At 62.6% G+C, this 24,562-nt stretch carries 24 protein-coding genes; all 24 read left to right on the top strand.

From position 1 onward, the window contains the following. Positions 1 to 53 precede the first annotated feature (53 nt). The 24 genes from PAF12_RS08320 (at position 54) to pdeM (ending at position 24,551) form a co-directional block, all read left to right on the top strand. Positions 54 to 1,745 (top strand): phospholipase D-like domain-containing protein, encoded by a 1,692-nt coding sequence (locus PAF12_RS08320; RefSeq protein ID WP_271106479.1) that lies wholly within the window; start codon positions 54 to 56, stop codon positions 1,743 to 1,745. 201 nt (positions 1,746 to 1,946) lie between these two features. Further along, positions 1,947 to 2,432, top strand: coding sequence for a 50S ribosomal protein L15 (gene rplO / locus PAF12_RS08315; protein ID WP_271106478.1), 486 nt, complete (start codon positions 1,947 to 1,949; stop codon positions 2,430 to 2,432). A gap of 123 nt (positions 2,433 to 2,555) precedes the next feature. Continuing rightward, positions 2,556 to 3,929 (top strand): preprotein translocase subunit SecY, encoded by a 1,374-nt coding sequence (gene secY / locus PAF12_RS08310; protein ID WP_271106477.1) that lies wholly within the window; start codon positions 2,556 to 2,558, stop codon positions 3,927 to 3,929. Between the two features lie 32 nt (positions 3,930 to 3,961). After that, positions 3,962 to 4,615 carry an adenylate kinase gene (locus tag PAF12_RS08305; protein WP_271106476.1) on the top strand — a complete coding sequence of 218 codons (654 nt, stop codon included), beginning with the start codon at positions 3,962 to 3,964 and terminating at the stop codon, positions 4,613 to 4,615. 231 nt (positions 4,616 to 4,846) lie between these two features. Further along, the gene (gene rpsM / locus PAF12_RS08300) at positions 4,847 to 5,215 is read left to right on the top strand and encodes a 30S ribosomal protein S13 (RefSeq protein WP_271106475.1); all 369 of its coding nucleotides are present in this window, start codon (positions 4,847 to 4,849) and stop codon (positions 5,213 to 5,215) included. A 12-nt stretch (positions 5,216 to 5,227) separates the two neighbouring features. After that, positions 5,228 to 5,617 carry a 30S ribosomal protein S11 gene (rpsK, locus tag PAF12_RS08295; RefSeq protein WP_271106474.1) on the top strand — a complete coding sequence of 130 codons (390 nt, stop codon included), beginning with the start codon at positions 5,228 to 5,230 and terminating at the stop codon, positions 5,615 to 5,617. 117 nt (positions 5,618 to 5,734) lie between these two features. Then, the gene (locus PAF12_RS08290) at positions 5,735 to 6,751 is read left to right on the top strand and encodes a DNA-directed RNA polymerase subunit alpha (protein ID WP_271106473.1); all 1,017 of its coding nucleotides are present in this window, start codon (positions 5,735 to 5,737) and stop codon (positions 6,749 to 6,751) included. Positions 6,752 to 7,070: 319 nt separating this feature from the next. Further along, on the top strand, positions 7,071 to 7,490 hold the full coding sequence (gene rplQ, locus PAF12_RS08285; protein WP_271106472.1) for a 50S ribosomal protein L17: 420 nt from the start codon (positions 7,071 to 7,073) through the stop codon (positions 7,488 to 7,490). Between the two features lie 257 nt (positions 7,491 to 7,747). Beyond that, the gene (locus PAF12_RS08280; protein WP_271106471.1) at positions 7,748 to 8,359 is read left to right on the top strand and encodes an autoinducer binding domain-containing protein; all 612 of its coding nucleotides are present in this window, start codon (positions 7,748 to 7,750) and stop codon (positions 8,357 to 8,359) included. A gap of 60 nt (positions 8,360 to 8,419) precedes the next feature. Continuing rightward, complete coding sequence (locus PAF12_RS08275) at positions 8,420 to 9,010, top strand: acyl-homoserine-lactone synthase (RefSeq protein ID WP_271106470.1); 591 nt, start codon at positions 8,420 to 8,422, stop codon at positions 9,008 to 9,010. A gap of 41 nt (positions 9,011 to 9,051) precedes the next feature. Beyond that, positions 9,052 to 10,377, top strand: a complete 1,326-nt coding sequence (locus PAF12_RS08270; protein WP_271106469.1) for a replication-associated recombination protein A — start codon at positions 9,052 to 9,054, stop codon at positions 10,375 to 10,377. Positions 10,378 to 10,859: 482 nt separating this feature from the next. Further along, entirely contained in the window at positions 10,860 to 11,234 is a 375-nt protein-coding gene (gene crcB / locus PAF12_RS08265; protein ID WP_271106468.1) for a fluoride efflux transporter CrcB, read from the top strand. Continuing rightward, positions 11,231 to 12,274 (top strand): RluA family pseudouridine synthase, encoded by a 1,044-nt coding sequence (locus PAF12_RS08260; protein ID WP_271106467.1) that lies wholly within the window; start codon positions 11,231 to 11,233, stop codon positions 12,272 to 12,274. The genes crcB and PAF12_RS08260 overlap by 4 nt, the downstream gene beginning before the upstream one ends. Next, on the top strand, positions 12,271 to 12,924 hold the full coding sequence (locus tag PAF12_RS08255; protein WP_271106466.1) for an HAD-IA family hydrolase: 654 nt from the start codon (positions 12,271 to 12,273) through the stop codon (positions 12,922 to 12,924). Before PAF12_RS08260 ends, PAF12_RS08255 begins: the two co-directional genes overlap by 4 nt. Beyond that, the gene (locus PAF12_RS08250) at positions 12,921 to 13,631 is read left to right on the top strand and encodes an ATP12 family chaperone protein (RefSeq protein ID WP_271106465.1); all 711 of its coding nucleotides are present in this window, start codon (positions 12,921 to 12,923) and stop codon (positions 13,629 to 13,631) included. Before PAF12_RS08255 ends, PAF12_RS08250 begins: the two co-directional genes overlap by 4 nt. Before the next feature lie 122 nt (positions 13,632 to 13,753). After that, on the top strand, positions 13,754 to 14,779 hold the full coding sequence (locus PAF12_RS08245) for an amino acid ABC transporter substrate-binding protein (protein WP_271106464.1): 1,026 nt from the start codon (positions 13,754 to 13,756) through the stop codon (positions 14,777 to 14,779). A 102-nt stretch (positions 14,780 to 14,881) separates the two neighbouring features. Then, positions 14,882 to 16,135 (top strand): amino acid ABC transporter permease, encoded by a 1,254-nt coding sequence (locus tag PAF12_RS08240; protein WP_271106463.1) that lies wholly within the window; start codon positions 14,882 to 14,884, stop codon positions 16,133 to 16,135. Position 16,136: 1 nt separating this feature from the next. After that, positions 16,137 to 17,591 carry an amino acid ABC transporter permease gene (locus PAF12_RS08235; protein ID WP_271106462.1) on the top strand — a complete coding sequence of 485 codons (1,455 nt, stop codon included), beginning with the start codon at positions 16,137 to 16,139 and terminating at the stop codon, positions 17,589 to 17,591. Between the two features lie 9 nt (positions 17,592 to 17,600). Further along, positions 17,601 to 18,392, top strand: coding sequence for an amino acid ABC transporter ATP-binding protein (locus PAF12_RS08230; RefSeq protein WP_271106461.1), 792 nt, complete (start codon positions 17,601 to 17,603; stop codon positions 18,390 to 18,392). A 63-nt stretch (positions 18,393 to 18,455) separates the two neighbouring features. Further along, positions 18,456 to 18,932 (top strand): pyridoxamine 5'-phosphate oxidase family protein, encoded by a 477-nt coding sequence (locus PAF12_RS08225; RefSeq protein ID WP_271106460.1) that lies wholly within the window; start codon positions 18,456 to 18,458, stop codon positions 18,930 to 18,932. Next, on the top strand, positions 18,933 to 19,940 hold the full coding sequence (locus tag PAF12_RS08220) for a ligase-associated DNA damage response exonuclease (protein WP_271106459.1): 1,008 nt from the start codon (positions 18,933 to 18,935) through the stop codon (positions 19,938 to 19,940). Further along, a complete protein-coding gene (locus tag PAF12_RS08215) occupies positions 19,940 to 21,520 on the top strand; it encodes a cisplatin damage response ATP-dependent DNA ligase (protein WP_271106458.1) in 1,581 nt (526 codons plus the stop codon). Before PAF12_RS08220 ends, PAF12_RS08215 begins: the two co-directional genes overlap by 1 nt. Beyond that, positions 21,517 to 23,913 carry a ligase-associated DNA damage response DEXH box helicase gene (locus PAF12_RS08210; protein ID WP_271106457.1) on the top strand — a complete coding sequence of 799 codons (2,397 nt, stop codon included), beginning with the start codon at positions 21,517 to 21,519 and terminating at the stop codon, positions 23,911 to 23,913. Before PAF12_RS08215 ends, PAF12_RS08210 begins: the two co-directional genes overlap by 4 nt. Next, positions 23,910 to 24,551: a ligase-associated DNA damage response endonuclease PdeM gene (gene pdeM, locus PAF12_RS08205; protein WP_368045132.1), complete on the top strand. Its 642-nt coding sequence runs from the start codon at positions 23,910 to 23,912 to the stop codon at positions 24,549 to 24,551. Before PAF12_RS08210 ends, pdeM begins: the two co-directional genes overlap by 4 nt. Positions 24,552 to 24,562 lie beyond the last annotated feature (11 nt).

Here is a 24,562-nt window from a genome sequence, read left to right as displayed (position 1 = left end):
GGACCGGGTGTGTTAAGCTGGCCGTAACCAGCATCTCATCACCGGAGTTCCCGATGCGCGTCAGGAACGAAGCCGACGATCTTACCGCTCAGGCTGTCAGTGGCAGTCATGTGGTCCTGCTCGGCTGGTCGTGGCCGCGCGAGAAATGCGACGGGCTGGCCGGGTTTGCGATCCACAAGACCGATCTCGACAGCGGTGCGCATGATTTTCTGCCCGGCATGAAAACCTTCGCGGCGACCGATCCCGGATTGCCGCCGGGCGCGCTGCATTCGACGCGGGACCACCCGATACAAAGCTTCATGTGGTCCGATTACGGCGCCACGCCCGGCGGGAATTATCGTTATCGGATCATACCGTTGAAGGGCGAAGCTGATGCACTGACGGAAGCGGGGGAGGTCGGGTTCGACATTTCCACCGAAGCCCCGGAGGGCGGGTTGAACGATGTCCATTTCAACCGCGGCATTGCCGGCAGCCAGCAATATGCGCGGCTGTTCGGCAACCGGAAACCCTCGGCCCGAGACCGCAACGATCCGGCCTGGGGCTGGCTTTCGCGGGGGCTGTTCGAGGCGATGTGCGATTTCGTCAACGCCGCCGGGCCGGGCGACAGGCTGCGGGTCTGCGCCTATGAGTTCCATTTCCTGCCGTTCCTCCGCGTCCTGCGGCAGGCCGTGGATCGCGGCGTCGATCTGCGCGTGATCTATGACGCCAAGGACAAGCCCGACAGCGATGGCGTCGTCTTTCCGCGCGATGCCAATCGGGCAGCGGCGGCGGAGGCGGGGATCGCGGAATTCTGTATCGAACGCCAGTCGATGAAATCCGCGATCAGCCATAATAAATTCATCATCCGCTACCGGGGCGACACGCCCGTCTCGGTCTGGACAGGGGGTACGAATTTCTCCGAAGGCGGCATTTACGGGCAGTCGAATGTCGGTGAGGTGGCCGAGCATGACGATCTGGCGGCGAAATATGCCGCTTTCTGGGATATGCTCGCCGATGACCCCATGGCTGCCGAGATCCGCGACCGGATCGACGCGCTGACACCCACCCCGGACGGCCAGCCGCCCGAGGGGACAAGTTGTATCTTCAGCCCGCGCGGATCGCTGGATGTGCTGGAATGGTACGCTGAACGCGCCATGCAGGCGCAGGATGCGCTGTTCATGACCTTCGCCTTCGGCATGCATGATCTGTTCAAGGAGGTCTACCGGAACGGCAACGCCCCGCTGCGCTTTGCTCTGATGGAGCGGGCGACGCGGACCTTCCGCACGAAAGAGGAGCGGGAGGCGGAGGAGCGGCGCATCCGCCTTCTGCGTTTCCAGGAGGAGAACCTTTTCGGCATCGGCTCCCATCTGCGTAAGGACCGGCTGGGGACGTGGCTGGCGGAGCGGCTGACCGGGCTGAACAGCCATGTGCGCTATGTCCATAATAAATTCATGCTGATCGACCCGCTTTCCGATGACCCGCTGATCGTCGCGGGTTCGGCAAATTTCTCCGCCGCCTCGACGACCAAAAACGATGAGAATATGCTGCTGATCCGGGGCAATACCCGTGTCGCGGATATTTACCTTGGTGAATATATGCGGCTGTATAACCACCACGCTTTCCGGGATTTCCTGAACCGGCGCGGAAATGCCGCGACGCTGAGGCTCAATCATCTGCGCGAGGATGACTGGTGGACGAAGCATTTCGATGATGTCGATATGTCCCGGCGGCGCTGCTATTTTTCCGGGCGCCCTTATGAAAAGTGACCGGAGCTCCGGTTCTGGCGCGGGCGCGGCATCCGGCCATGTTATGCCGGGCAGGGGCGCGGTGTAAACTCCGCCCTTGTCCCGCGCGTGAACTGACGATATATGCCCCCGGTGGCGCGCTGCGCCCCGACTCAACAATCAAGAAACGCCGTGTTCACCCTTTCACGCTTCGCGGGGTGTTTCCGGCTCAGGAGAAGCGATATGAAACTGCATGAAATTCGCGACAATGAAGGCGCGAACCGTAAGAAAAAACGCGTCGCCCGTGGTCCCGGCTCCGGCAAGGGCAAGATGGCCGGCCGTGGCATCAAGGGTCAGACCTCGCGTTCCGGTGTGGCGCTGAACGGTTACGAAGGCGGCCAGATGCCGCTGTATCGCCGCCTGCCGAAGCGCGGCTTTACCGCGCCGAACGCCAAGAAATTCGCCGTCATCAATCTCGGCCAGCTTCAGAGCTTCGTCGATGCTGGCAAGCTGGACGCAAGTGCCGCGGTCAACGAGGACACGCTGGTCGCCTCCGGCGTCATCCGCCGCAAGCTGGACGGTGTCCGCCTGCTGGGCAAGGGTGAGCTTAAGGCAAAGCTGGACCTGACCGTCGCCGGTGCCTCGAAATCGGCGATCGAAGCGGTCGAAAAGGCCGGCGGCAAGATCACCGTAACCACCCCCGCCCGCGAAGAAGCTGCGGCGGAGTGATTATGCTTGTGAGGGGAGGCTGCTCCCCTTACATAGACCACTGAGTTTCCTTTCGCGCCGCGGGATCTCGCTTGGGTCCGGCGGCGCAGCTACGATCACGACCCGCGAATTTGGGGGCAGAATATGGCGTCAGCCGCAGAACAGATGGCCGCAAACCTCTCTTGGGGGGCGCTCGGCAAGGCCACGGAACTTCGCCAGCGGATCTGGTTCACCCTTGGACTGCTGATAATCTATCGCCTTGGCACCTATATCCCGGTTCCGGGTATCGACGGTGCCGCGCTGCGCGATTTCATGGAGCAGGCAGGCTCCGGCATCGGCGGGATGCTGTCGATGTTCACCGGCGGCGCGCTTGGCCGGATGGGTGTCTTCGCGCTTGGCATCATGCCCTATATCTCGGCCTCGATCATCGTGCAGCTTCTGGCCTCGATGGTGCCCGCGCTCGAACAGCTCAAGAAAGAGGGCGAGCAGGGGCGCAAGAAGATCAACCAGTATACCCGCTATGCGACGGTGGCGCTGGCGCTGTTCCAGGCTTTCGGTCTGGCGAAGTCGCTGGAGGCGGGCGGTCTTGCCCATGATCCGGGCTTCTTCTTCCAGGCGTCGGTTGTGATCACACTGGTCGGCGGCACCATGTTCCTGATGTGGCTGGGCGAACAGATCACGGCGCGCGGCATCGGTAACGGTATCTCGCTGATCATCTTCGTCGGCATCGTCGCGGAAATCCCCGGTGCCCTGGCGCAGTTCTTCAGTCAGGGCCGGTCCGGCGCGATCTCCACCCCGGTGGTCATCGGTATCATCGCGATGGTTATCGCTGTGATCACATTCGTGGTGTTCATGGAACGCGCGCTGCGCAAGATCGCGATCCAGTATCCGCGCCGTCAGGTCGGCATGAAGGTCTATGATGGCCAGTCCAGCCACCTGCCGATCAAGGTCAACCCGGCGGGCGTCATCCCGGCGATCTTCGCCAGTTCGCTGTTGCTGCTGCCGATAACGATCTCCACCTTCTCCGGCAATCAGACCGGGCCGATCATGTCCCGCATCCTTGCCTATTTCGGTCCCGGCCAGCCGCTTTATCTGGTTTTCTTCGCCGCGATGATCATCTTCTTCGCCTATTTCTACACCCAGAACGTGGCGTTTAAATCCGATGACGTCGCCGATAACCTGAAAAATCAGGGCGGCTTCATCCCCGGTATCCGTCCCGGCAAACGGACCGAGGAATATCTTGATTATGTCGTGAACCGCATCCTTGCCATCGGTTCTGTGTATCTGGCCGCCGTCTGCCTGCTGCCGGAGGTGATCCGCAGCCAGCTTTCGGTGCCGTTCTATTTCGGCGGCACTTCGGTGCTGATTGTGGTATCGGTGACGATGGATACGATTAACCAGGTCCAAAGCCACCTGCTTGCGCATCAGTATGAAGGTCTGATTGAAAAGTCCCAGCTGCGCGGCAAGCGCAAACCGGGTGACAAGCCGAAGAAACGCAAGGCACCGGCGCGCCGCTGACGCGCCGGATCAGGAGGGAGAGGGACCAAGTCATGACCGTGAACATTATTTTGCTCGGGCCGCCGGGGGCCGGTAAGGGAACGCAGGCGCGCCGTCTGGTCGAGGAACGCGGGCTGGTCCAGCTGTCCACCGGCGACATGCTGCGCGAGGCGCGCTCCTCCGGGACCGAAATGGGCAAGGTCGTGGCCGAGGTGATGGATAAGGGCCAACTCGTCACCGATGAAATCGTGGTCGGCCTGATCCGCGAGAAGCTGGAAAACAGCGACGCCGCAGGCTTTATCTTCGACGGTTTCCCGCGCACGCTGGCTCAGGCCGACGCGCTTGGCGATCTGCTGGACGGGCTGGGTCAGAAGGTCGACGGCGTGATCGAGATGCAGGTCGATGACGAGGCGCTGGTGAAACGGATCACCGGCCGCTACACCTGCGGCAATTGCGGCGAGGTCTATCATGACGAGACCAGGCCGACGCAGAAGGATGGCGTCTGCGATGTCTGCGGCTCGACCGATCTGCGCCGCCGCGCCGACGATAACGAGGACAGCCTGAAAACCCGGCTCTTGGAATATTACAAGAAAACCTCGCCGCTGATCGGTTATTACTACGCCAAGAAAAAGCTCCACCCGGTCAACGGGCTTGCCGCCGTCGAAGACGTGGCGGGGGAGATGTCGGCGGTTCTGGCGAAGCTCTGAACGCCTTTTAGCCTGGCGAAAATATCCCGGGGGAGGCCGCAGGCCGGGGGCAGCGCCCCCATTCCGGCGGATGGAGGTTGACAAAACCTCAATACAGTCATACCTGACAGCTTCCCATAAGGGAATCACCATCACGGTGAACTCGATGAGGCCCGAAAGCCGTCTTTCGGGCCTTCGGTTGTGAAAAAAGGTTCCGGTGCTACGGAACCGCAACGATGAAAAGGAAAACGCGTGGCTCGTATTGCTGGCGTCAACATTCCGACGGGGAAACGTGTCCCTATCGCACTGACCTATATCCACGGCATTGGTCCGCATTTCGCGAACCAGATCATTGAAGCTGTCGGCATCGACCCGACCCGCCGCGTCAATGAACTTTCCGATGCTGAAGTTCTGCAGATCCGCGAATATATCGACGGCAACCTGACCGTCGAAGGCGATCTGCGTCGTGAGAACCAGATGAACATCAAGCGTCTGATGGATCTGGGCTCCTATCGTGGCCTGCGCCACCGTCGTGGCCTGCCGGTCCGCGGTCAGCGCACCCATACCAATGCCCGCACCCGCAAGGGCCCGGCGAAACCGATCGCCGGCAAGAAGAAGTAAGGAGGCAGGCAGATGGCACGTGATAAAGTGCGCGCAAAGCGCAAGGAGCGGAAGAACATCGCGGCAGGCGTCGCGCATGTGAACAGCTCGTTCAACAATACCAAGATCCTGATCTCCGACGTTCAGGGCAACGCGATTTCGTGGTCCTCCGCTGGCACGATGGGTTTCAAGGGTTCGCGGAAATCGACCCCTTACGCCGCCCAGATGGCCGCTGAGGATGCTGGCAAGAAGGCGCAGGAACATGGCGTCCGCACGCTTGAGGTCGAGGTTCAGGGTCCGGGTTCCGGTCGTGAATCGGCGCTGCGTGCGCTGGCTGCGGTTGGTTTCAACATCACCGCGATCCGCGACGTGACCCCGATTGCGCATAACGGCGTTCGCCCGCCGAAGCGCCGCCGCGTCTGATCGCCAAAGTCATTCTCGCACGCGCAGCGTTTATGCTGCGCGTGCGGGTTTTTCGCATTTCACCTCGGGCGTTCCGACCCTCGGTCATGGGGATGGAACTGGAATGGAGGCAAACGCATGATCCATAAAAACTGGGCCGAGCTGATCAAGCCGACGCAGCTTGACATCAAGACCGGCGCTGACGCGACCCGCACCGCGACGGTCGTTGCTGAACCGCTGGAGCGTGGCTTCGGCCTGACGCTGGGCAATGCGCTGCGCCGCGTGCTGCTGTCCTCGCTGCAAGGCGCGGCGATCACCAGCGTGCAGATCGACAATGTGCTGCACGAGTTCTCCTCCGTTGCCGGTGTGCGCGAGGATGTGACCGATATCGTCCTGAACCTGAAGGGCGTGACGCTGAAGATGGATGTCGACGGCACCAAGCGCCTGACCCTGTCCGCAAAAGGGCCGGGCGAGGTCAAGGCCGGCGATATTCAGGAAACCGCTGGTATCACCATCCTGAACCGCGACCATGTCATCTGCCATCTCGATGACGGGGCGGAGTTCAACATGGAACTGACCGTCAGCAATGGCAAAGGTTATGTCGCTGCCGACAAGAACCGTCCCGAGGACGCGCCGATTGGGCTGATCCCGGTCGATGCGATTTTCTCGCCGGTCAAGCGGGTCAGCTACGAAGTCACCCCGACCCGTGAAGGTCAGGTGCTGGATTACGACAAGCTGACCATGAAGATCGAAACCGATGGTTCGCTGACGCCCGAGGATGCCGTGGCCTATGCGGCGCGCATTCTTCAGGACCAGCTTTCCGTCTTCGTCAACTTCGATGAGCCGGAAGCGGCCCGCGCGCAAAGCGACGATGACGGTCTGGAATTCGATCCGCGTCTGCTGAAGAAGGTCGACGAACTGGAACTGTCTGTCCGCTCGGCCAACTGCCTGAAGAACGACAATATCGTCTATATTGGCGATCTGATCCAGAAAACCGAAGCAGAAATGCTGCGCACCCCGAATTTCGGCCGCAAATCCCTGAATGAGATCAAGGAAGTGCTGTCGGGCATGGGGCTGCATCTCGGCATGGATGTGGTCGACTGGCCGCCGGAGAATATCGAGGATCTGGCGAAGCGGTTCGACGATCAGTTCTGATGTGGTGGTGCGTGTGAACACGCACCCTACCACGTTGCGCGAGATTGTAGGGTGCGCTTTAGCGCACCGGTGCAAGGTAAACGGTTTTGCGGTGCGCTGAAGCGCACCCTACGCCGCCGCAAGAACCCGTAGGGTGCGCTTCAGCGCACCCCGCAAACCGCCAAGCCGTAGGGTGCGCTTCAGCGCACCTTACAACTCAAAAAAACCGTATGTTGCGTGCCCGCACGCGCCGTACAAAACCCGGGCATTCCGCCCCAAGGAGAGCGACCCGCACGCATGGGCCGCCGGACAAAGCAAAAGACGTTAAAGGAGAAACAACATGCGTCACGCACGCGGCTATCGCCGCCTTAACCGTACCCACGAGCACCGCAAGGCGCTCTTCGCCAACATGGCCGGCTCGCTGATCGAGCATGAGCAGATCAAGACCACGCTGCCCAAGGCCAAGGAACTGCGCCCGATCGTTGAAAAGCTGATCACGCTTGCCAAGCGCGGCGATCTGCATGCCCGCCGTCAGGCTGCCGCTCAGCTGAAGCAGGATGCGCATGTCGCCAAGCTGTTCGATGAACTGGGCGCCCGCTACAAGGACCGTCAGGGCGGCTATGTCCGGGTTCTGAAAGCCGGTTTCCGTTATGGCGACATGGCCCCGATGGCGATCATCGAACTGGTTGACCGCGATCCGAACGCCAAGGGTGCCGCCGACCGCGCCCGGCTTGAAGCCGAGGATGCTGCCGAGGACTGATTCCGGCAGATTGTATGCATTTCTAAGCCCCGCTGCCGATGCGCAGCGGGGTTTTTTCGTGGAATTCCACGGTTTCTGTGGAAAATACCCCCTCACGAAGCCGCCGATTTATCGTTACGGGTTGGGATTTTAATCCAATCCCTGCCCAATCGCCCTATATCTGGTGGATTGTAAGCAGTATTACTCTTCACTTGTCTGCCGATTCGCGCCACAGTCGAAGTGACATAATTTGAGACAAGTTGAATAAATAGATAGTCATGTCCTCAAGATCAGAGATAACCGCCCTGGTGAAAAAGCTCACCCCGCTTTCGTCGACAGGGTATTATGTTGCGCTTCATATCCGCTTTGCCGCGCCGATCATGAAGTTTCAGACCTATAACCCCGAATGGCTGGATCATTATTCGGCCAGGGCTTACGCATTGCGCGATCCGATGATCGCCTGGGGGTTTTCGACCAGTGGCGCGGTGCGCTGGTCTGCTTTGCCGGTTCCCGATCCGTTTGACATTCTGGGTGAAGCGGCGCGGTTTGGTATGAAGTATGGCGTTGCCGTGTCCTGCGGCCCGATTAACTCGCGGACGATTGCCGGGCTGACCCGCGATGACCGCGAATACACGGATTCCGAGATCGATGAGATCTCGAACCTGATCCGACAGCTCCATGATGTGACGGAGCCGCCGGAGAGCCTGACGAAGGCTCAGATCGAGGCCCTTCAGTGCATCGCGGAGGGTGATCGTCATGCGGCAGCGGCAGCCAAGCTCGGCATAACAGAAAGTGCCTTCAAGGCTCGCCTCATTTCCGCCCGCGAGCGGCTTATGGCCAGAACGACAGCCGAAGCACTTCAGCGGGCGAAGGAGTACCGACTGTTGTAGGACGTCGCCAATGCATTTGCACCCGGGGGGCCACCCTTTATGAACCCGGGAGATACGACAATGCAGACGACTACGATTTCTTTCAGCAATATGCACAGCCACGGTGAGCTTTTCGCAAATGTACTCCGCGCCCGCCGTCAAAGCTTCATCGTCCAGAACAACTGGGATCTGCCTCAGGCAGAGGGGATGGAGTTCGACCAGTACGATACCCCGGCCTCGCGCTGGGTTGCCGTGCATGAGCGTGGCGAGGTGCTGGCCGGTATCCGGCTGACACCGACAACGGCGCGCTGCGGCATCTACAGCTACATGATCCGCGATGCACAGCGCGGCATTCTGGGCGGCTCGATCCCGCAGAACCTGCTTCATGACGAAGCGCCGGTCGACGATCTGGTCTGGGAATCCAGCCGGGTCTTCGTCAGCCATGCCGTGCCGACCAATATCCGCCGCCGGGTTCACGCCCAGCTGATCGATGGGCTCAATCAGGCGGCGCGGGAACTTGGCGCCTCACGGCATATCGGTCTGATCAACGCAAGCTGGCCCCGGTGGTACCGTCGCTGTGGCATGGAGGGGGAAGCGATGGGGCCTGTGCTCAACTTTGACGATGGCGATTTCCAGGTCGTCGCGACGAATTTGACCCAGAAGCTCCACTGACCCTTTTGCCGCCTGGACAGTCGGCCTATTCTGCAAGCGTCATGGCCGATTTGTTCGATACAGCAGAAGGGCGGGGTTTCCCCCAAAAAGACGCCGCAATCCGGTCCGCACCACTGGCGGACCGGATCAGGCCGCGAACCCTGTCCGAGGTCATCGGGCAGGGTAAAATTCTGGATCGCGACGGCCCGCTCGGCGCGATGCTTGCGGCGGGCAGCCTGTCGTCGCTGATCCTGTGGGGACCGCCGGGGGTCGGCAAGACAACGATTGCGCGATTGCTGGCGGATGAGACCGATCTGGCCTTCGTGCAGATCAGCGCGATTTTCTCCGGCGTGCCGGAGCTGCGCAAGGTGTTCGAGGCAGCGAAGCTGCGCCGTCAGACGGGCGGCGGGACGCTGCTTTTCGTCGACGAAATCCACCGTTTCAACAAGGCGCAGCAGGACAGTTTCCTGCCGCATATGGAGGACGGCACGATCCTGCTGGTCGGGGCCACGACCGAAAACCCGAGCTTTGAACTCAATGCCGCTGTCCTGTCCCGCGCGCAGGTGATCGTGCTGGAGCGGCTGTCGCTGGCCGATCTGGAATTGCTGGCGCAGCGGGCGGAGAAGGAATTCGGGCGCCCGCTGCCGCTGACCGGCCCGGCGCGCGAGGCGCTTCTGGAGATGGCGGATGGCGACGGGCGGGCGGCGCTGAACCTGATCGAGCAGGTGATGGCGTGGAAGATCAGCGATCCGCTCGGCCCCGACGCGCTGTCGGCGCGGCTGATGAAGCGGGCGGCGAAATACGATAAGTCGGGGGATGAGCATTACAACCTGATCTCGGCCCTGCATAAATCGGTGCGCGGCAGCGACCCGGATGCGGCGCTCTATTGGCTGGGCCGGATGCTGGAGGGGGGCGAGGACCCGCGTTATCTCGCCCGCCGCATCACCCGTATGGCGGTCGAGGATATCGGCCTTGCCGATCCGGCGGCGCAGCGGCATTGCCTGGATGCCTGGGCGCTTTATGAGCGGCTTGGCAGCCCCGAGGGTGAGCTGGCGCTGGCGCAGGCGGTGATCTATCTGGCGCTCGCGCCGAAATCCAACGCGGGCTATGTGGCCTATAAGGCCGCGCGGGCCGAGGCGAAGAAGACCGGCAGCCTGATGCCGCCTGCCCATATCCTGAACGCGCCGACCAAGCTGATGAAAGAGCAGGGCTATGGCGCGGGCTACGCCTATGACCACGACGCCGAGGAAGGTTTCAGCGGGCAGAATTATTTCCCCGAGGGGATGAAGCGCCCGGTGTTGTATGCCCCCGTGGAACGCGGCTTCGAGCGGGAGTTGAAGAAGCGGCTGGAGTGGTTCACGCAGCAGAGGCTCAAGCGCGGCGGGTGAGGGGGCTGGATCGGTGTTGTCATGGGGTGGTGATGTTCATGGTGCGCTGAAGCGCACCCTACAGGTCAGATCGTTCCAACCCTGTCGGTGATGTTTGCGGTGCGCTGAAGCGCACCCTACAGGTCAGATCGTTCCAACCCCGTCGGTGATGTTCATGGTGCGCTGAAGCGCACCCTACGGGTCAGATCGTTCCATCCCCGTCGGTGATGTTCATGGTGCGCTGAAGCGCACCCTACAGGTCAAATCGTTCCAACCCCGTAGGGTGCGCTTCAGCGCACCATCCACAACCCGCATTTCCAAAACCGTCGCGTACCCGTCAACGCACCGTCCACCACCCCCCTTTTCAAAATCGCCGGGTGCCCCACAACGCGCCACACCGCCCCCCACACCTGAACCGTAGGGTGCGCTTCAGCGCACCGCCCCCGCACCGCCCCGCCCCACGGCAGGTTGACTTTGCCCCCACGCCATCACATTCAGCCCACATGATGAACCCGTTTCTGCAAGTGGCGCTCGGTGGCGCAATCGGTGCTTCGGCGCGCTATGGTGTCTATCGGCTGATCCCGGTCCACGGGCCCGGGTTTCCGGTCGCGACCGGCGTGGTGAATATCCTCGGCAGCTTTGTGATGGGCGTGCTGGCCGTGCTCATGGCTGAGCGGTTGGGCAATCACTATGCGCCGCTTCTGCTGACCGGGGTGCTGGGCGGCTTCACCACCTTCTCGGCCTTCTCGCTCGACGCGCTGACCTTGTGGGAGCGGGGACAGGCGGGCGGGGCAGCGATCTATATCGTGGCCTCCGTCGTTCTGTCGCTGGCTGCTGTCATTGCCGGGCTGGCCGTTGGCCGGGGGATCTGGGCATGAGCGGGGTGCAGACCATCCGCATCTCCGCGGACGAGGCGGATCAGAGGCTTGATCGCTGGCTGAAGAAGCGTTTCCCGCAGCTGACCCAGGGGGCGGTTGAAAAGATGTGCCGCAAGGGGGAATTGCGGGTCGATGGCGGGCGGGTCAAGGCCAGTACCCGCATCGAAGCCGGGCAGGAGGTCCGCGTGCCGCCCTTGCACGACGCGCCTGCGCCCAGGGCGGATACGCCGCGTATTTCGGATCATGATGCGAAGATGATCGAGGCGGCGGTGATCTGGAAGGACCAGCATATCATCGCGCTGAACAAGCCGCCGGGGTTGCCGTCACAGGGCGGCTCGGGGCAGGGCGACCGGCATGTGGACGGGCTCAGCGAGGCGCTGAAATTCGGCTACAAGGAAAAGCCCAAGCTGGTTCACCGGCTGGACAAGGACACCTCCGGCGTTCTGTTGCTGGCGCGGACAGACCGCGTAGCGCGCGCTCTGTCAGAGGCGTTCCGGCACCGTTCCACCCGCAAGATCTACTGGGCCGCCGTCGCCGGCGTGCCCAGCCCGCGCATGGGGACGATCCGCTTTGGCCTTGTAAAGGCCGGCGGGCATGGGCGCGGCGGCGAGGGTGAAAAGATGGTCGCCGTGCATCCGCGTGACATCCAGACGACCGAGGGGGCCAAGCGCGCCACCACTGATTACGCAGTTCTGGACAATCTTGCGCAGCGGGCAAGCTGGTGTGCGCTGGTCCCGATCACCGGGCGCACCCATCAGCTGCGCGCCCATATGGCCGAACTGGGCCACCCCATTGTGGGCGACGGCAAATATGGCGGCTCCGGGCAGGAAAATCTGGGCGATGGCTGGGGCGCGCAGCTGGGCGGAGAGATCAGCCGCAAACTGCATCTGCACGCCCGCAGCATTTCCTTCACCCATCCGATCACCAAAGCGCAGGTCCATCTGACCGCGCCCTTGCCCGACCACATGAAACGCACATGGAAAACGCTCGGCTGGCATGAAAACGATGTCCCCGCCGACCCGTTCGAGGAGATGGAATGAAACTTGTGGTGTTCGATGTCGACGGCACGCTGGTCGATTCTCAGGCGATGATTGTCGGTGCAATGGGCGCGGCATTCGAAGCGGTCGGGCTGGTCGCGCCGCAGCGTTCGGATATTCTGGCGGTTGTCGGGTTGTCCCTGCCGGTCGTGATCACGCGGCTGCTGCCGGATGATCGCAAGGGGCAGGTGGATGAGGTGATCGAGGCTTATCGCGATTCCTTCGCCTCCCGCCGGATCGAGCAGGAAGCGCCGCTTTACGATGGCGCACGAGCCTGCCTCGATGCCCTTGGGACGCGGGACGATCTGCTGCTGGCCGTGGCAACCGGCAAGTCGCGGCGTGGACTGGACGCGATGCTGGACCATCATGACCTTCATGGACGTTTCGTGACACTCCAGACGGCGGATAATCACCCCTCGAAACCGCATCCCGAAATGCTGCTGAGTGCATGTGCGGAGGCGGGGGTGGCGCCAAAGGATTCGGTCATGATCGGCGATACGGAGTTTGACATGCTGATGGCGGCTTCGGCGAGGACGGATGCCATCGGGGTCTGCTGGGGCTATCACGATGCCGCCACATTGCGCGCCGCCGGGGTGGATGTCGCCTCGGATTACCCGGAATTGCAGCGCCTGATCGAGGAATGGGCGCAATGAGCGAGTGGAAGGCCCGGCGATTCTGGAAAACCGCTGAAGTGGAACCAGTTGCAGCTGGCTGGCGTGTGACGCTTGACGGTCGTCCGGTGATGACGCCGGGCAAGCTCGATCTGGTGATCCCGAACGAGGCGCTGGCACGGGCCATCGCCGCGGAATGGGATGCGCAGGACGATGTGATTCGACCCGATCTGATGCCGCTGACCCGTGCCGCGAACTCTGCCGTCGAGAAGGTGGAGCCGCAGTTTTCCGCCGTTGCCGATATGTTGGGAGATTATGGCGGCACCGATTTGCTGTGTTATCGCGCGACGGAGCCTGCGGATCTGCAGGCCCGGCAGGCCGAAGCCTGGGACCCGCTTCTGGACTGGGCTTCGGCGGAATATGACGCATCGCTGGTGGTGACGCAGGGGGTGATGCCGGTCGGGCAAAACCCCGATGCGGTCCTTGCACTGCGGGCGCGGCTGGACGGGCTGAGCCATTATGAGCTGACCGCGCTGCACGACCTTGTGACGCTGTCCGGCTCGCTGATACTGGGTCTCGCGGTGCTTGAGGGGCGGCTGAGCGCGGATGAGGCGTTCGATCTGTCGCGTATAGATGAGCGTTATCAGGCGGAGATCTGGGGCGACGATGACGAGGCCGATCAGGTCGCGCTGGCCCGCCGCAAATCCATGCAAAATGCAGAAAATCTTCTGAATCTTCTTCGCCGTTAGCGGCAGGAAAAACGAATCGCATGCTTGACGCAGCGAACCCTATCGGCACAATATCGCCTATCGGGTCCCTCGGGGCTGGCAACAGAAGGGCGGTGCAGCCGCCGCAACGGGAAGGGTATTCCATGAAAACATTCGTGTTTTTCGGCGCCGCTGCGACCGCAGCAACGCTGGCAAGTGCCGGATTTGGGGCGGAGGGCGACACGCTCGCCGAGGTTAAGGCCCGTGATGAGTTGAATTGCGGGGTGAACCCGGGGCTGGTCGGCTTCGCGTCGCCCGACGCGAACGGCAACTGGACCGGCTTCGATATTTCCCTGTGCAAGGCTGTTGCCGCAGCGGTTCTGGGCGATTCGAGCAAGGTGCGCTATGTGCCGCTGACCGGACAGACCCGTTTCACCGGCCTGTCTTCGGGCGAGGTCGATCTGCTGGCGCGCAACTCCACCTGGACATTCTCGCGCGATACCGACCTGACGCTCGATTTCGCCGGGATCAATTATTACGACGGTCAGGGCTTCATGGTGCCGCGTGAGCTTGGCGTTTCCTCCGCCAAGGAGCTGGACGGGGCGACGATCTGCATCCAGACCGGCACCACCACCGAACTGAACCTGGCCGATTATTTCAGCGCCAATAATATGTCGTATCAGCCGGTCAATATCGAAAGCAATGCCGAGGGCGAGCAGCAATATATGGCTGGTGCCTGCGATGCCTACACCACCGACGCCTCCGGCCTTGCCGCGACGCGGGCGGCCTTCGCGAACCCGCAGGACCATGTGATCCTGCCCGAGATCATCTCGAAAGAGCCGCTGGGCCCGGTCGTTCGTCATGGCGACAATAACTGGGGCGACATCGTCCGCTGGACGCTTTATGCGCTGATCGCGGCTGAAGAATACGGCGTGACCTCCGCGAATATCGAAGAGCTGTCGAAAAGCTCCGAAAACCCGGAAGTGCAGCGTTTGCTGGGCATCACCGGCGATCTTGGTGCGATGATCGGTCTGGACAATGAATGGGCCAAGCGCGCCATCATGGCAGGCGGCAATTACGGCGAGATCTTCGCCGCAACCATCGGCGAACAAACCCCGATCGGGCTGGCGCGTGGCCTGAACGCGCAGTGGACCCAGGGCGGGCTGATGTACGCCATGCCGTTCCGCTGATCGGCACATATTCTGGCGCGCGGGGATCATCCCCGCGCGTTTTTTATAGAAGCCGGAAAAAAGCGGGACCTAACCCGTGCACCGGACGACAGGGAGTAATGCATGACTGACCGCGCTCCGGCCAGCCATGACCAGCCGACATTCCGGCTGAGCATGCTGATCTACGACAAGCGCTATCGCTCGCTCACCTTTCAGGTCATCGTCCTGATACTGGTCATGTCGCTTGTCTGGTGGCTGATCAACAACACGCTGACCAACCTCGCCAATCTGGGCAAGGACATTAATTTCCGGTTCCTCTTTACCCGCGCCGGATATGATATTCCGCAGCAGCTTATCCCATATAACAACGACGACACCCATCTGCGGGCCGCGATTATTGGGCTTCTGAATACGCTGCTTGTGTCGTTTTTGGGCTGCATCGCCGCCACGATCATCGGCGTTGCCGCCGGTGTTCTGAGGTTGTCTAAGAACTGGCTATTTGCGCGGCTTATGACGGTCTATGTGGAGATTTTCCGCAATATTCCCTTGCTGCTCTGGATCCTGATCATTTTCGCCGTTCTGACGGAAATCACCCCGACCCCGCGCGCCTATCGGGGGGAGGATGGGCTGGACATGGTCTTTGGCGTGATCGCGCCGACCAATCGTTACACGGCCATCCCCGCCATCGTAGCGGAGCATTCGCCGGGCGTGCTGCAAATCGGCCGCTTGGCGATCCCGTGGCTGTCGATCATCTTCATCGGGCTGCTGATCGCGGCGGTGCTGATACGTCGCTGGTTATTGGCGCGGGCGCAGCGGATACAGGAGGAAACCGGGCGCAGACCGACGACCTGGTGGATCACTCTCGCGCTGTTCGTCGTCCCGCCTGTCGCGCTGTGGTTCCTGTTCGGCCTGTATCTGGAGGTGCCGGAACTGACCGGGTTCAACTTCAGCGGCGGCATCAATCTGGACAACGCCTTCGTCGCGCTCTGGCTGGCGCTGTCGCTCTATACCGGCGCGTTCATTGCGGAGATCGTGCGGGCAGGCATTCTTGCCGTGAACAAGGGCCAGACAGAGGCTGCTTATGCCCTTGGCCTGCGGCCAAACCGGACCATGAATCTGGTGATCCTGCCGCAGGCGCTGCGCGTGATCGTGCCGCCACTGATCTCGCAATATCTGAACCTGACCAAGAACAGCTCACTCGCAATTGCCGTCGGTTATATGGATCTGCGCGGCACGCTGGGTGGGACCACGGCCAACCAGACCGGGCGGGAGTTGGAAAGTATCCTGCTGATGATGCTTATCTATCTGGCAATCAGCCTGACCATTTCCGGGGTAATGAATATTTACAACAACCGTGTCCGGCTGAAGGAGCGATGAGATGAGCGAGATTCACGCCGAATCCGTCGCCTATGTCCGCGACACCATGTTGCCCCCGGCCACGCCGCCGGATCGTCAGGTTGGTGCCCTGCGCTGGCTGCGCGAGAACCTGTTTTCAAGCTGGTTCAATGGGTTGCTGACCATTCTTGGCATCGCAATCATCTGGTTCCTGTTCGATCATTTCTGGCCTTGGCTGTCGCATTCGGTGTGGAACGCGAACAGCCTTGCCGAATGCCGCCAGATCATTGCCGAAAAATGGGGCGAGGGGGCGAGCGGGGCGTGTTTCGCCGTGATCCGCGAGCGCTGGCACCAATATCTGTTCGGCTTCTATCCGCGCGCGGAATATTGGCGTCCGGTCATGACGATGGGGTTGCTGTTCATTGCGATCACGCCGGTGCTGTTCTCCGTCAACCCCGATATCCGCCGCTGGGTGCTGGCGGTGCTCGGCCTGCTGACGATGATCCTTATGGCGCTGACGGAGGTGCCGGACTGGTCGGCGGTTCTGATGTTCGCTTTGTTTGCCGTGGCGCTGCTGCTGGCGGATTATGCGCCGCAGCGTCTGCTGGTCTTCACGGTCTGTTATCCGGTGGTTGCGATCTGGTTACTCTGGGGCGGCAGCCTCTGGTATCCGCTGCTGACTTTTGCCGGGATCGCCATAGGTTATCTCGCCGCCCGCGCCGTCCCGAAGGAGCGTAGCGGTCTGGCGCTTCTGGCCGGGATCGTGGCGGCGGCGATCTGGTGGTGGCTTCTGTCGACGCCCGTGGCGGATTTGCTGAGCGAGGCGCTGCCGCTCAGCCTGCCGCGCGTCATCTCGCATGATTTCGGCGGTTTCCTGCTGGCGATCGTGATCGGCGTGTCGGGCATTGCCATGTCGCTGCCGCTGGGGATCGTGCTGGCGCTTGCCCGCCGGTCGGACATGTTCCTGATCCGGGTCTTCGCCGTGATCTTTATCGAGTTCATCCGTGGCGTGCCGCTGATTACGCTTCTGTTCGTCGCCTCGCTGCTGCTGAACTATTTCCTGCCACCCGGCACCAGCTTCGACATTATCCTGCGCGTCATCATCATGGTCACCATCTTCGCCGCCGCCTATATGGCGGAGGTGATCCGGGGCGGGCTGGCGGCGCTGCCGCGCGGCCAGTATGAGGCGGCGGATTCGCTGGGCCTCGACTACTGGCAGGCGCAGCGGCTGATTATTCTGCCGCAGGCGCTGAAAATCTCCATCCCCGGTATCGTCGGCACCTTCATTGGCATGTTCAAGGACACGACACTGGTCGGGCTGATCGGGCTGTTCGATCCGCTAAAGGGGATTTCCGACTTCGTGCGCTCGAATTTCGAATGGAAGGGCATCTATTGGGAGCCGTTCATCTTCGTTGGGGCCATCTTCTTCGTCATCTGCTTCTCCATGTCGCGCTATTCGATGTATCTCGAACGCCGGCTGAGCCGCGAAAACCACTGAGGGAACACCATGTCTGACGTGACCCAAAGCCCCGCACAACGTCGCAGCCTGCCCGATATGGGGGCGGAGATCGCCATTGAAATCGACCAGATGAACAAATGGTATGGCGAGTTCCACGTCCTGCGCGACATCGACCTGACCGTCCGGCGGGGTGAGCGGATCGTCATCGCCGGGCCATCGGGTTCGGGGAAATCGACGCTGATCCGCTGCATCAACCGGCTGGAGGAGCATCAGTCGGGCCGGATCGTTGTCGACGGGATCGAACTGACCAGCGACATCAAGAATATCGACAAGGTGCGTTCCGAGGTCGGGATGGTCTTCCAGCATTTCAACCTGTTCCCGCATCTGACCGTGCTGGAGAACTGCACGCTCGCCCCAATCTGGGTGCGCAAGGTGCCCAAGCGGCAGGCGGAGGCGACGGCGATGGAGTATCTGGAAAAAGTCCGCATCCCTGAGCAGGCGCAGAAATATCCGGGCCAGCTTTCCGGCGGTCAGCAGCAACGCGTGGCGATTGCGCGTTCGCTGTGCATGGAACCCAAGATCATGCTGTTTGACGAACCCACTTCGGCGCTCGACCCGGAGATGATCAAGGAAGTTCTGGATACGATGATCGAGCTGGCCGAAACCGGGATGACCATGCTGTGCGTCACCCATGAGATGGGGTTTGCGCAGGCGGTCGCGGATCGGGTTATTTTCATGGATCAGGGCCAGATCGTCGAACAGAACACCCCAAAGGAATTCTTCAATAATCCGCAATCCGACCGCACGAAACTGTTCCTCAGCCAGATCCTCGGCCACTGATCGGCGGGGAACTCCGCGTGACGGGTGACGGTTGTATCCGAGGTTCAACCGAGGATTATGACCATGACTCAAGAGATCAAGACAGAATTTCGCGACCGTCTGGAATCTATCCGCACCGGCATGCTGGAGGTGGATGGCCGCTTCCTGCCGATGTCGCATAATATGATCGACGGTGACCCGGATCTTTGGTTCATCACGGCGAAGGATACGCCGATGGCCAAGGCGGCTGCCGGGCAGGGGGTGCAGGCCCGCTATATGATCTGCAGCGACGGCAAGGGGCTTTATGCCGATATCGAGGGCGAATTGTCCCTGTCCGACGACAAGGAAAAGCTCGACGCGGTCTGGGGCATGGTCGCGTCAAGCTGGTTCGAGGAGGGGAAGGAAGACCCCGACCTGCAACTGGTCCGCTACACGCCGAACAAGGCCGAGATATGGGTGACGGAGGGGGGCGCGCTCGGATTTCTCTACGAGGTGGCGAAGTCCAAGGTCACGGGCAAACAGCCCGATCTGGGCACCCATACCAGCATTACCCTGCCGTAAATGGCGCGGGGGGCGTCACCCCTGATCCCGAAACCCGAGGGGCTTTACTGTCCCTCGGGCGATTTCTTCATTGATCCGGTGCGGCCCGTGGATCGCGCGCTGATCACCCACGGCCATGCCGACCACGCCCGTGCGGGGCATGGTGCGGTTCTGGCGACCCGGCAGACGCTGGACATCATGGCGATCCGCTATGGTGCGGATTTCACCGCCTCCCGGCAGGAGGAGGTGGGGGAGATGCGGATCGGTGACGCCGTGGTCAGCTTTCACCCGGCGGGGCATGTGCTGGGATCGGCGCAGATTTCCTTGACCGCAACGGGCAGGCGGGTCACGGTCTCGGGCGATTACGCACGGGTGCCGAATGCCTCCTGCGCGGCGTGGGAGCCGGTGCCCTGCGACATCTTCGTGACCGAGGCGACATTCGGCCTGCCGGTCTTTCGCCATCCCGACCCGCAATCGGAAATGGCCAGGCTGATGGAATCCGTCCGCGCCTTCCCCGAGCGCGCCCATCTGATCGGGGCCTATTCGCTTGGCAAGGCGCAGCGGGTCATCATGCTGCTGCGCGAGGCCGGCTGGGACGCGCCGATCTTCATTCACGGGGCGTTGCAGAAGCTGTGCGACTATCATCTGGCCGAAGGCATTCCGCTTGGCGATCTGCGCCCGGCCACAACCGACAGCATGAAGAAGGCCGATTTCGCCGGTCAGATCATCGTCGCCCCGCCGTCCGCTTTCGAGGCGACATGGGCGCAGCGTTTCCCCGACCCGGTCATTGCCTTCGCGAGCGGCTGGATGTCGGTGCGCGCAAGGGCGCGGCAGCGGGGGGTGGAACTGCCTCTGGTGATCTCCGATCATGTCGATTGGCCGGATCTGACGCGAACGATCACAGAGCTTGACCCGGCCGAGACATGGGTGACGCATGGCCGCGAGGATGCCGTGATCCGCTGGTGCGAATTGCAGGGCCGCGCCGCGATCCCGCTGCATCTGGCGGGTTACGAGGACGAGGCGGAGTGATGCGCGAGTTTGCCCATCTCCTCGAACGGCTCGCCTTCACCCCGCAGCGCAATGGCAAGCTGCGGCTGCTGGCCCGCTATTTCGGCGCGACGCCTCACCCGGAGCGGGGGCTGGCGCTTGCGGCGCTGACCGGCGATCTGAAACTGCGCGCCGTGACCCCGTCGATGCTGCGCGGACTGGTGACGGAACGGGTGGACGAACAGCTTTTCGTGGCGAGTTACGATTTTGTCGGCGATCTGGCCGAGACGATTGCCCTGATCTGGCCCGCGCCGGAGACGCCGCCAAATGATACCGACCTGCCATTGCCGATGCTGGTCGGGGAACTTCAATCCACCGGCAAGGCCGGGCTGCCCGCGCTGATCGCCGCGCGGCTGGATGCGCTGAACCCGTCGGAGCGTTACGCCTATCTGAAACTCGCCACGGGCGGGCTGCGCGTCGGGGTCTCTGCCCGGCTGGCGCGGGCGGCGCTTGCGGAATATGGCGATCTGCCGCTGACCGAAATCGAGGAAATCTGGCACGGTCTGAAACCGCCCTATCTGGAGCTATTCGCGTGGGCCGAGGGCGGCGATAAGCCCCAATCCGCGGCGCTTGCCCCGTTCCGCCCGGTGATGCTGTCGACCGCGACCGATCTGGCCGCACTGCAAGCGCTCGACCCCAGTGATTTCGCCGCCGAATGGAAATGGGATGGCATTCGGGTTCAGGCGGTGTCCGATCAGGGCACGCGGCGGCTCTATTCCCGGACGGGCGAGGATATTGGCGGGGCGTTTCCCGATCTGCTCGACCGGCTGGACTTCGACGGGGTGATCGACGGCGAATTGCTGGTCCGGCGCGGCGATCAGGTGGGCAGCTTTGGTGATCTGCAACAAAGGCTGAACCGCAAGACCGTTTCAAAGAAGCTGCTGGCGAGCCATCCGGCGGGGCTGCGCGCCTATGATCTGCTGATCTGGGGCGGGCGCGATCTGCGGCAGATGCCGTTCACATCGCGCCGCGTTCGGCTGGAGGCCGCCATCGAGGGGCTGGATGACCGCCGCATCGACGCCTCGCCGCTTCTTTCCTTCGGCACATGGGATGACCTTGCCGCTTTGCGGGCCGCGCCACCTGATGCCGTGATCGAAGGTATCATGCTGAAACGCCGCGACAGTGCCTATCAGGCCGGGCGGATCAAGGGGCCGTGGTTCAAATGGAAGCGCGACCCGATGGTCATCGACGCGGTGCTGATGTATGCCCAACGGGGCCACGGCAAACGCTCGGGCTATTATTCGGATTTCACCTTCGGGGTCTGGGACGGGGGCGAGCTGGTGCCGGTCGGCAAGGCGTATTTCGGCTTTACGGATGAAGAATTGAAGGATCTCGACCGCTTCGTCAGGAACAACACCGTGGACCGCTTCGGTCCGGTCCGTGCCGTGGCGCAGAAGAAGGTGGTTGAGGTCGCGTTCGAAGGGCTGAACCGCTCCACCCGGCACAAATCCGGCGTGGCGATGCGCTTTCCCCGGATCAGCCGCATCCGCGACGACAAGCCGGCAGGCGAGGCCGACCGGATCGAGACCTTGCGCGACATGCTGCCGCCCGAACTGACATGAGCCTGCCCGCCCCGATTGACGCTTGGTTCGCCCGGCAGGGCTGGACCCCGCACCCGCATCAGCTTGAGCTGTTCGAGGCGACCGACGACACGCTGCTGATCGCGCCGACCGGCGGGGGCAAGACGCTGGCCGGGTTTATGCCGACGCTGGCCGCGTTGATGGATGATGCCCGTCCGGGGCTGCACACGCTTTATGTCTCGCCGCTGAAAGCGCTGACCCATGATATTGCACGGAACCTGTCGCGCCCGGTTGCCGATCTGGATCTGGACATCCGCATCGAGGACCGCACCGGCGACACAGCCGCCGCGCGCCGCGCGCGGCAGCGTGTCGACCCGCCGCAGATCCTGCTGACCACGCCGGAAAGCCTCGCCCTGATGCTGTCCTACCCGGAGGCGCCGCAGATCTTCGGCAGCCTCAAGCGGGTGGTGATCGACGAAATCCACGCGCTTGCCGAATCCAAACGCGGCGAGCAGTTGATGCTGGGCCTCGCCCGTTTGCGCAGCCTTGCCCCCGACCTGACCGTCAGCGCACTGTCGGCGACGGTCGAGAACCCGCAGGCGCTTGCGCAATATCTGGGCGGGGCGCGCATCGTGCTGGCCGATCCCGGTCCCGCGCCCGACATTGCCATGCTGGAGACGACACACCCGCCGCCCTGGTCCGGCGGGGGCGGGGGCTATGCCGCGCGCGACGTGATGGCAGCGATAGAAGACGCGCGGCTGACTCTGGTTTTCATCAATACCCGCGCGCAGGCCGAGCTGTTTTTCCAATCGCTCTGGGCGGTCAACGACAACAACCTCCCCATCGGGCTGCATCACGGCTCCTTGGCGCGGGAGGTTCGCACGCGGGTTGAGGCTGCGATGGCGGCGGGCGAATTGCGCGCGGTCGTGGCGACGGGCAGCCTCGATCTCGGCATCGACTGGGGCGATGTGGATCTGGTGATTCAGGTCGGCGCGCCGAAAAACGTGAAACGTCTGGTGCAGCGCATCGGGCGGGCCAATCACCGTTATAACGCCCCGTCGAAAGCCCGGATCGTGCCCGCGAACCGTTTCGAGATCATCGAGTGTGTTGCCGCCCTGCAAGCCGTGGCAGAGGGCGATCTGGATGGCGAGGGGCGCGGCCCGGTCGGGGAATGGGGCGGGCTGGACGTGATCTGCCAGCAGATATTGCTAACCGCCTGCGCCGGGCCATTCGCGGCGGATGCGCTGTTTGCGGAGTTCCGCAGTGCCGGACCTTACGCCTCGCTCAGCCGGGCGCAATTCGACGATTGCCTCGATTTCGTGGCGACCGGCGGTTATGCGCTGCGTGCCTATGACCGCTGGCAAAGGCTGGTTGAACGGGACGGCAAATGGCAGCTGCGTGATCCCCGTGCTGCCCGGATGATCCGCATGAATATCGGCACCATCACCGATACCGAAACGCTGAAGGTCAGGCGTCGCAATGGCGGTGCCCCGCTGGGCGAGGTTGAGGAAGGCTTTGCCGCCAGTCTCGCCCCCGGTGACACCTTCCTGATCGGCGGGCAAACCGTGCGATATGACCGGCTGCGCGAAATGGTGGTCGAGGTCACGCCGCAGCCGTCGAAAACCCCGAGGATTGCGGTGTTCAGCGGCACCAAGCTGGCCACCTCGACTGAGTTGTCGGCGCGGGTTCTGGCGCTGATCGGCAACCCCGATGCTTGGGACGCGCTGCCCAGGCATACGCAGGACTGGCTGGAATTGCAGCGCGAGATTTCCGTCCTGCCGCAGCCCGGCACGCTGACCTGCGAGAGCTTCCTGCGTGGCCGCGCCTATTTCTGCGCCTACAGCTTTGCGGGGCAAAACGCGAACCAGACGCTCGGACTGCTGGTCACAAGGCGGATGGAGGAGGCGGGGCTTGGCCCGCTGGGCTTCGTCGCCACCGATTATGCGCTGCTGATCTGGTCAATGGACCCGGTGACCGATCCCGCGCCGTTCTTCGCGCCGGAGGCGCTGCGCGACGGTCTGGATGACTGGCTGGGCGAAAACGCGGTGATGAAGCGCAGTTTCCGCAATGTGGCGATGGTGGCGGGGCTGTTGCAGCGCAACCTGCCGGGGCAGCGCAAATCCGGCAAGCAGGCGACGTTTTCCAGCGACATCATCTATGACACGCTGTGCCGCCACGATCCCGATCATCTGCTGATGCGGCTGACCCGGTCAGAGGCGATGCGCGGGCTGGTCGATTTTGGCCGGGTTGAGGAGATGCTGTCATCGCGACCTGAGATCGTTCACGCCACGCCGCCCCATGTCACGCCACTCTCCGCGCCGCTTCTTCTGGAGGTCGGCAAGGTCCCGATCCGCGGCATGGGCGAAGATCGCCTGCTGGAAGAGGAAGCCGCGCGGATGATGGCCGAGGCCGGGCTGGAGGGCGAGGCGGCATGAACGGCAATATGAATGGCTGCGCGTTCCGATTTGCCGGGCAGGATTTCATCGCCCGCGCCTCCGGTGCGCTTTACTGGCCGTCGCAGGACATGCTGATCGTGGCGGATCTGCATCTGGGCAAATCCGAGCGTATGGCGCGGCGCGGCGGCGCGCTTCTGCCGCCATTCGAAAGCCGCGAGACCTTGCAGCGCCTGCGGGCGGAGATGGCGGCGGTCTCTCCTTCGCATCTGGCGCTGCTGGGGGACGTCTATGATGACGATGCGGCGGCGGAGGCGTTGGCGCCGCAGGACCGGGCCGATCTCGATTCGATCATGGCCGGGTGCCGCTGCACGCTTCTCTCGGGCAATCACGACGCCCGGACCGGGGCGGAGGAGATTGCGCTTGCCGGTATCACGCTGCGCCATATCGCCGGGGATGGTCCGGACATTTCGGGTCATTACCACCCGAAAGCCACGCTCGCCGGACGCAGCCGCCCCTGTTTCCTGATCGGCGCGCAGCATGTGATCCTGCCCGCCTTCGGTCACTATACTGGCGGGCTGCGCCATGACAGTCCGGCCCTGAGCGCGCTGGTGCCGGAGGGGCGGGCGATCCTGACAGGCCGGGCGGCGCTGGCAATCCCGCTCAACCGCGCGGGATAGCGCGGAAGGGT

Origin of the sequence: Paracoccus sp. SCSIO 75233 (assembly GCF_027912675.1) — a bacterium.
Taxonomy (GTDB): Bacteria; Pseudomonadota; Alphaproteobacteria; order Rhodobacterales; family Rhodobacteraceae; genus Paracoccus.
The sequence above is the reverse complement of the archived record's forward strand: the minus strand, read 5'-3'. Positions and strand labels throughout refer to the sequence as shown.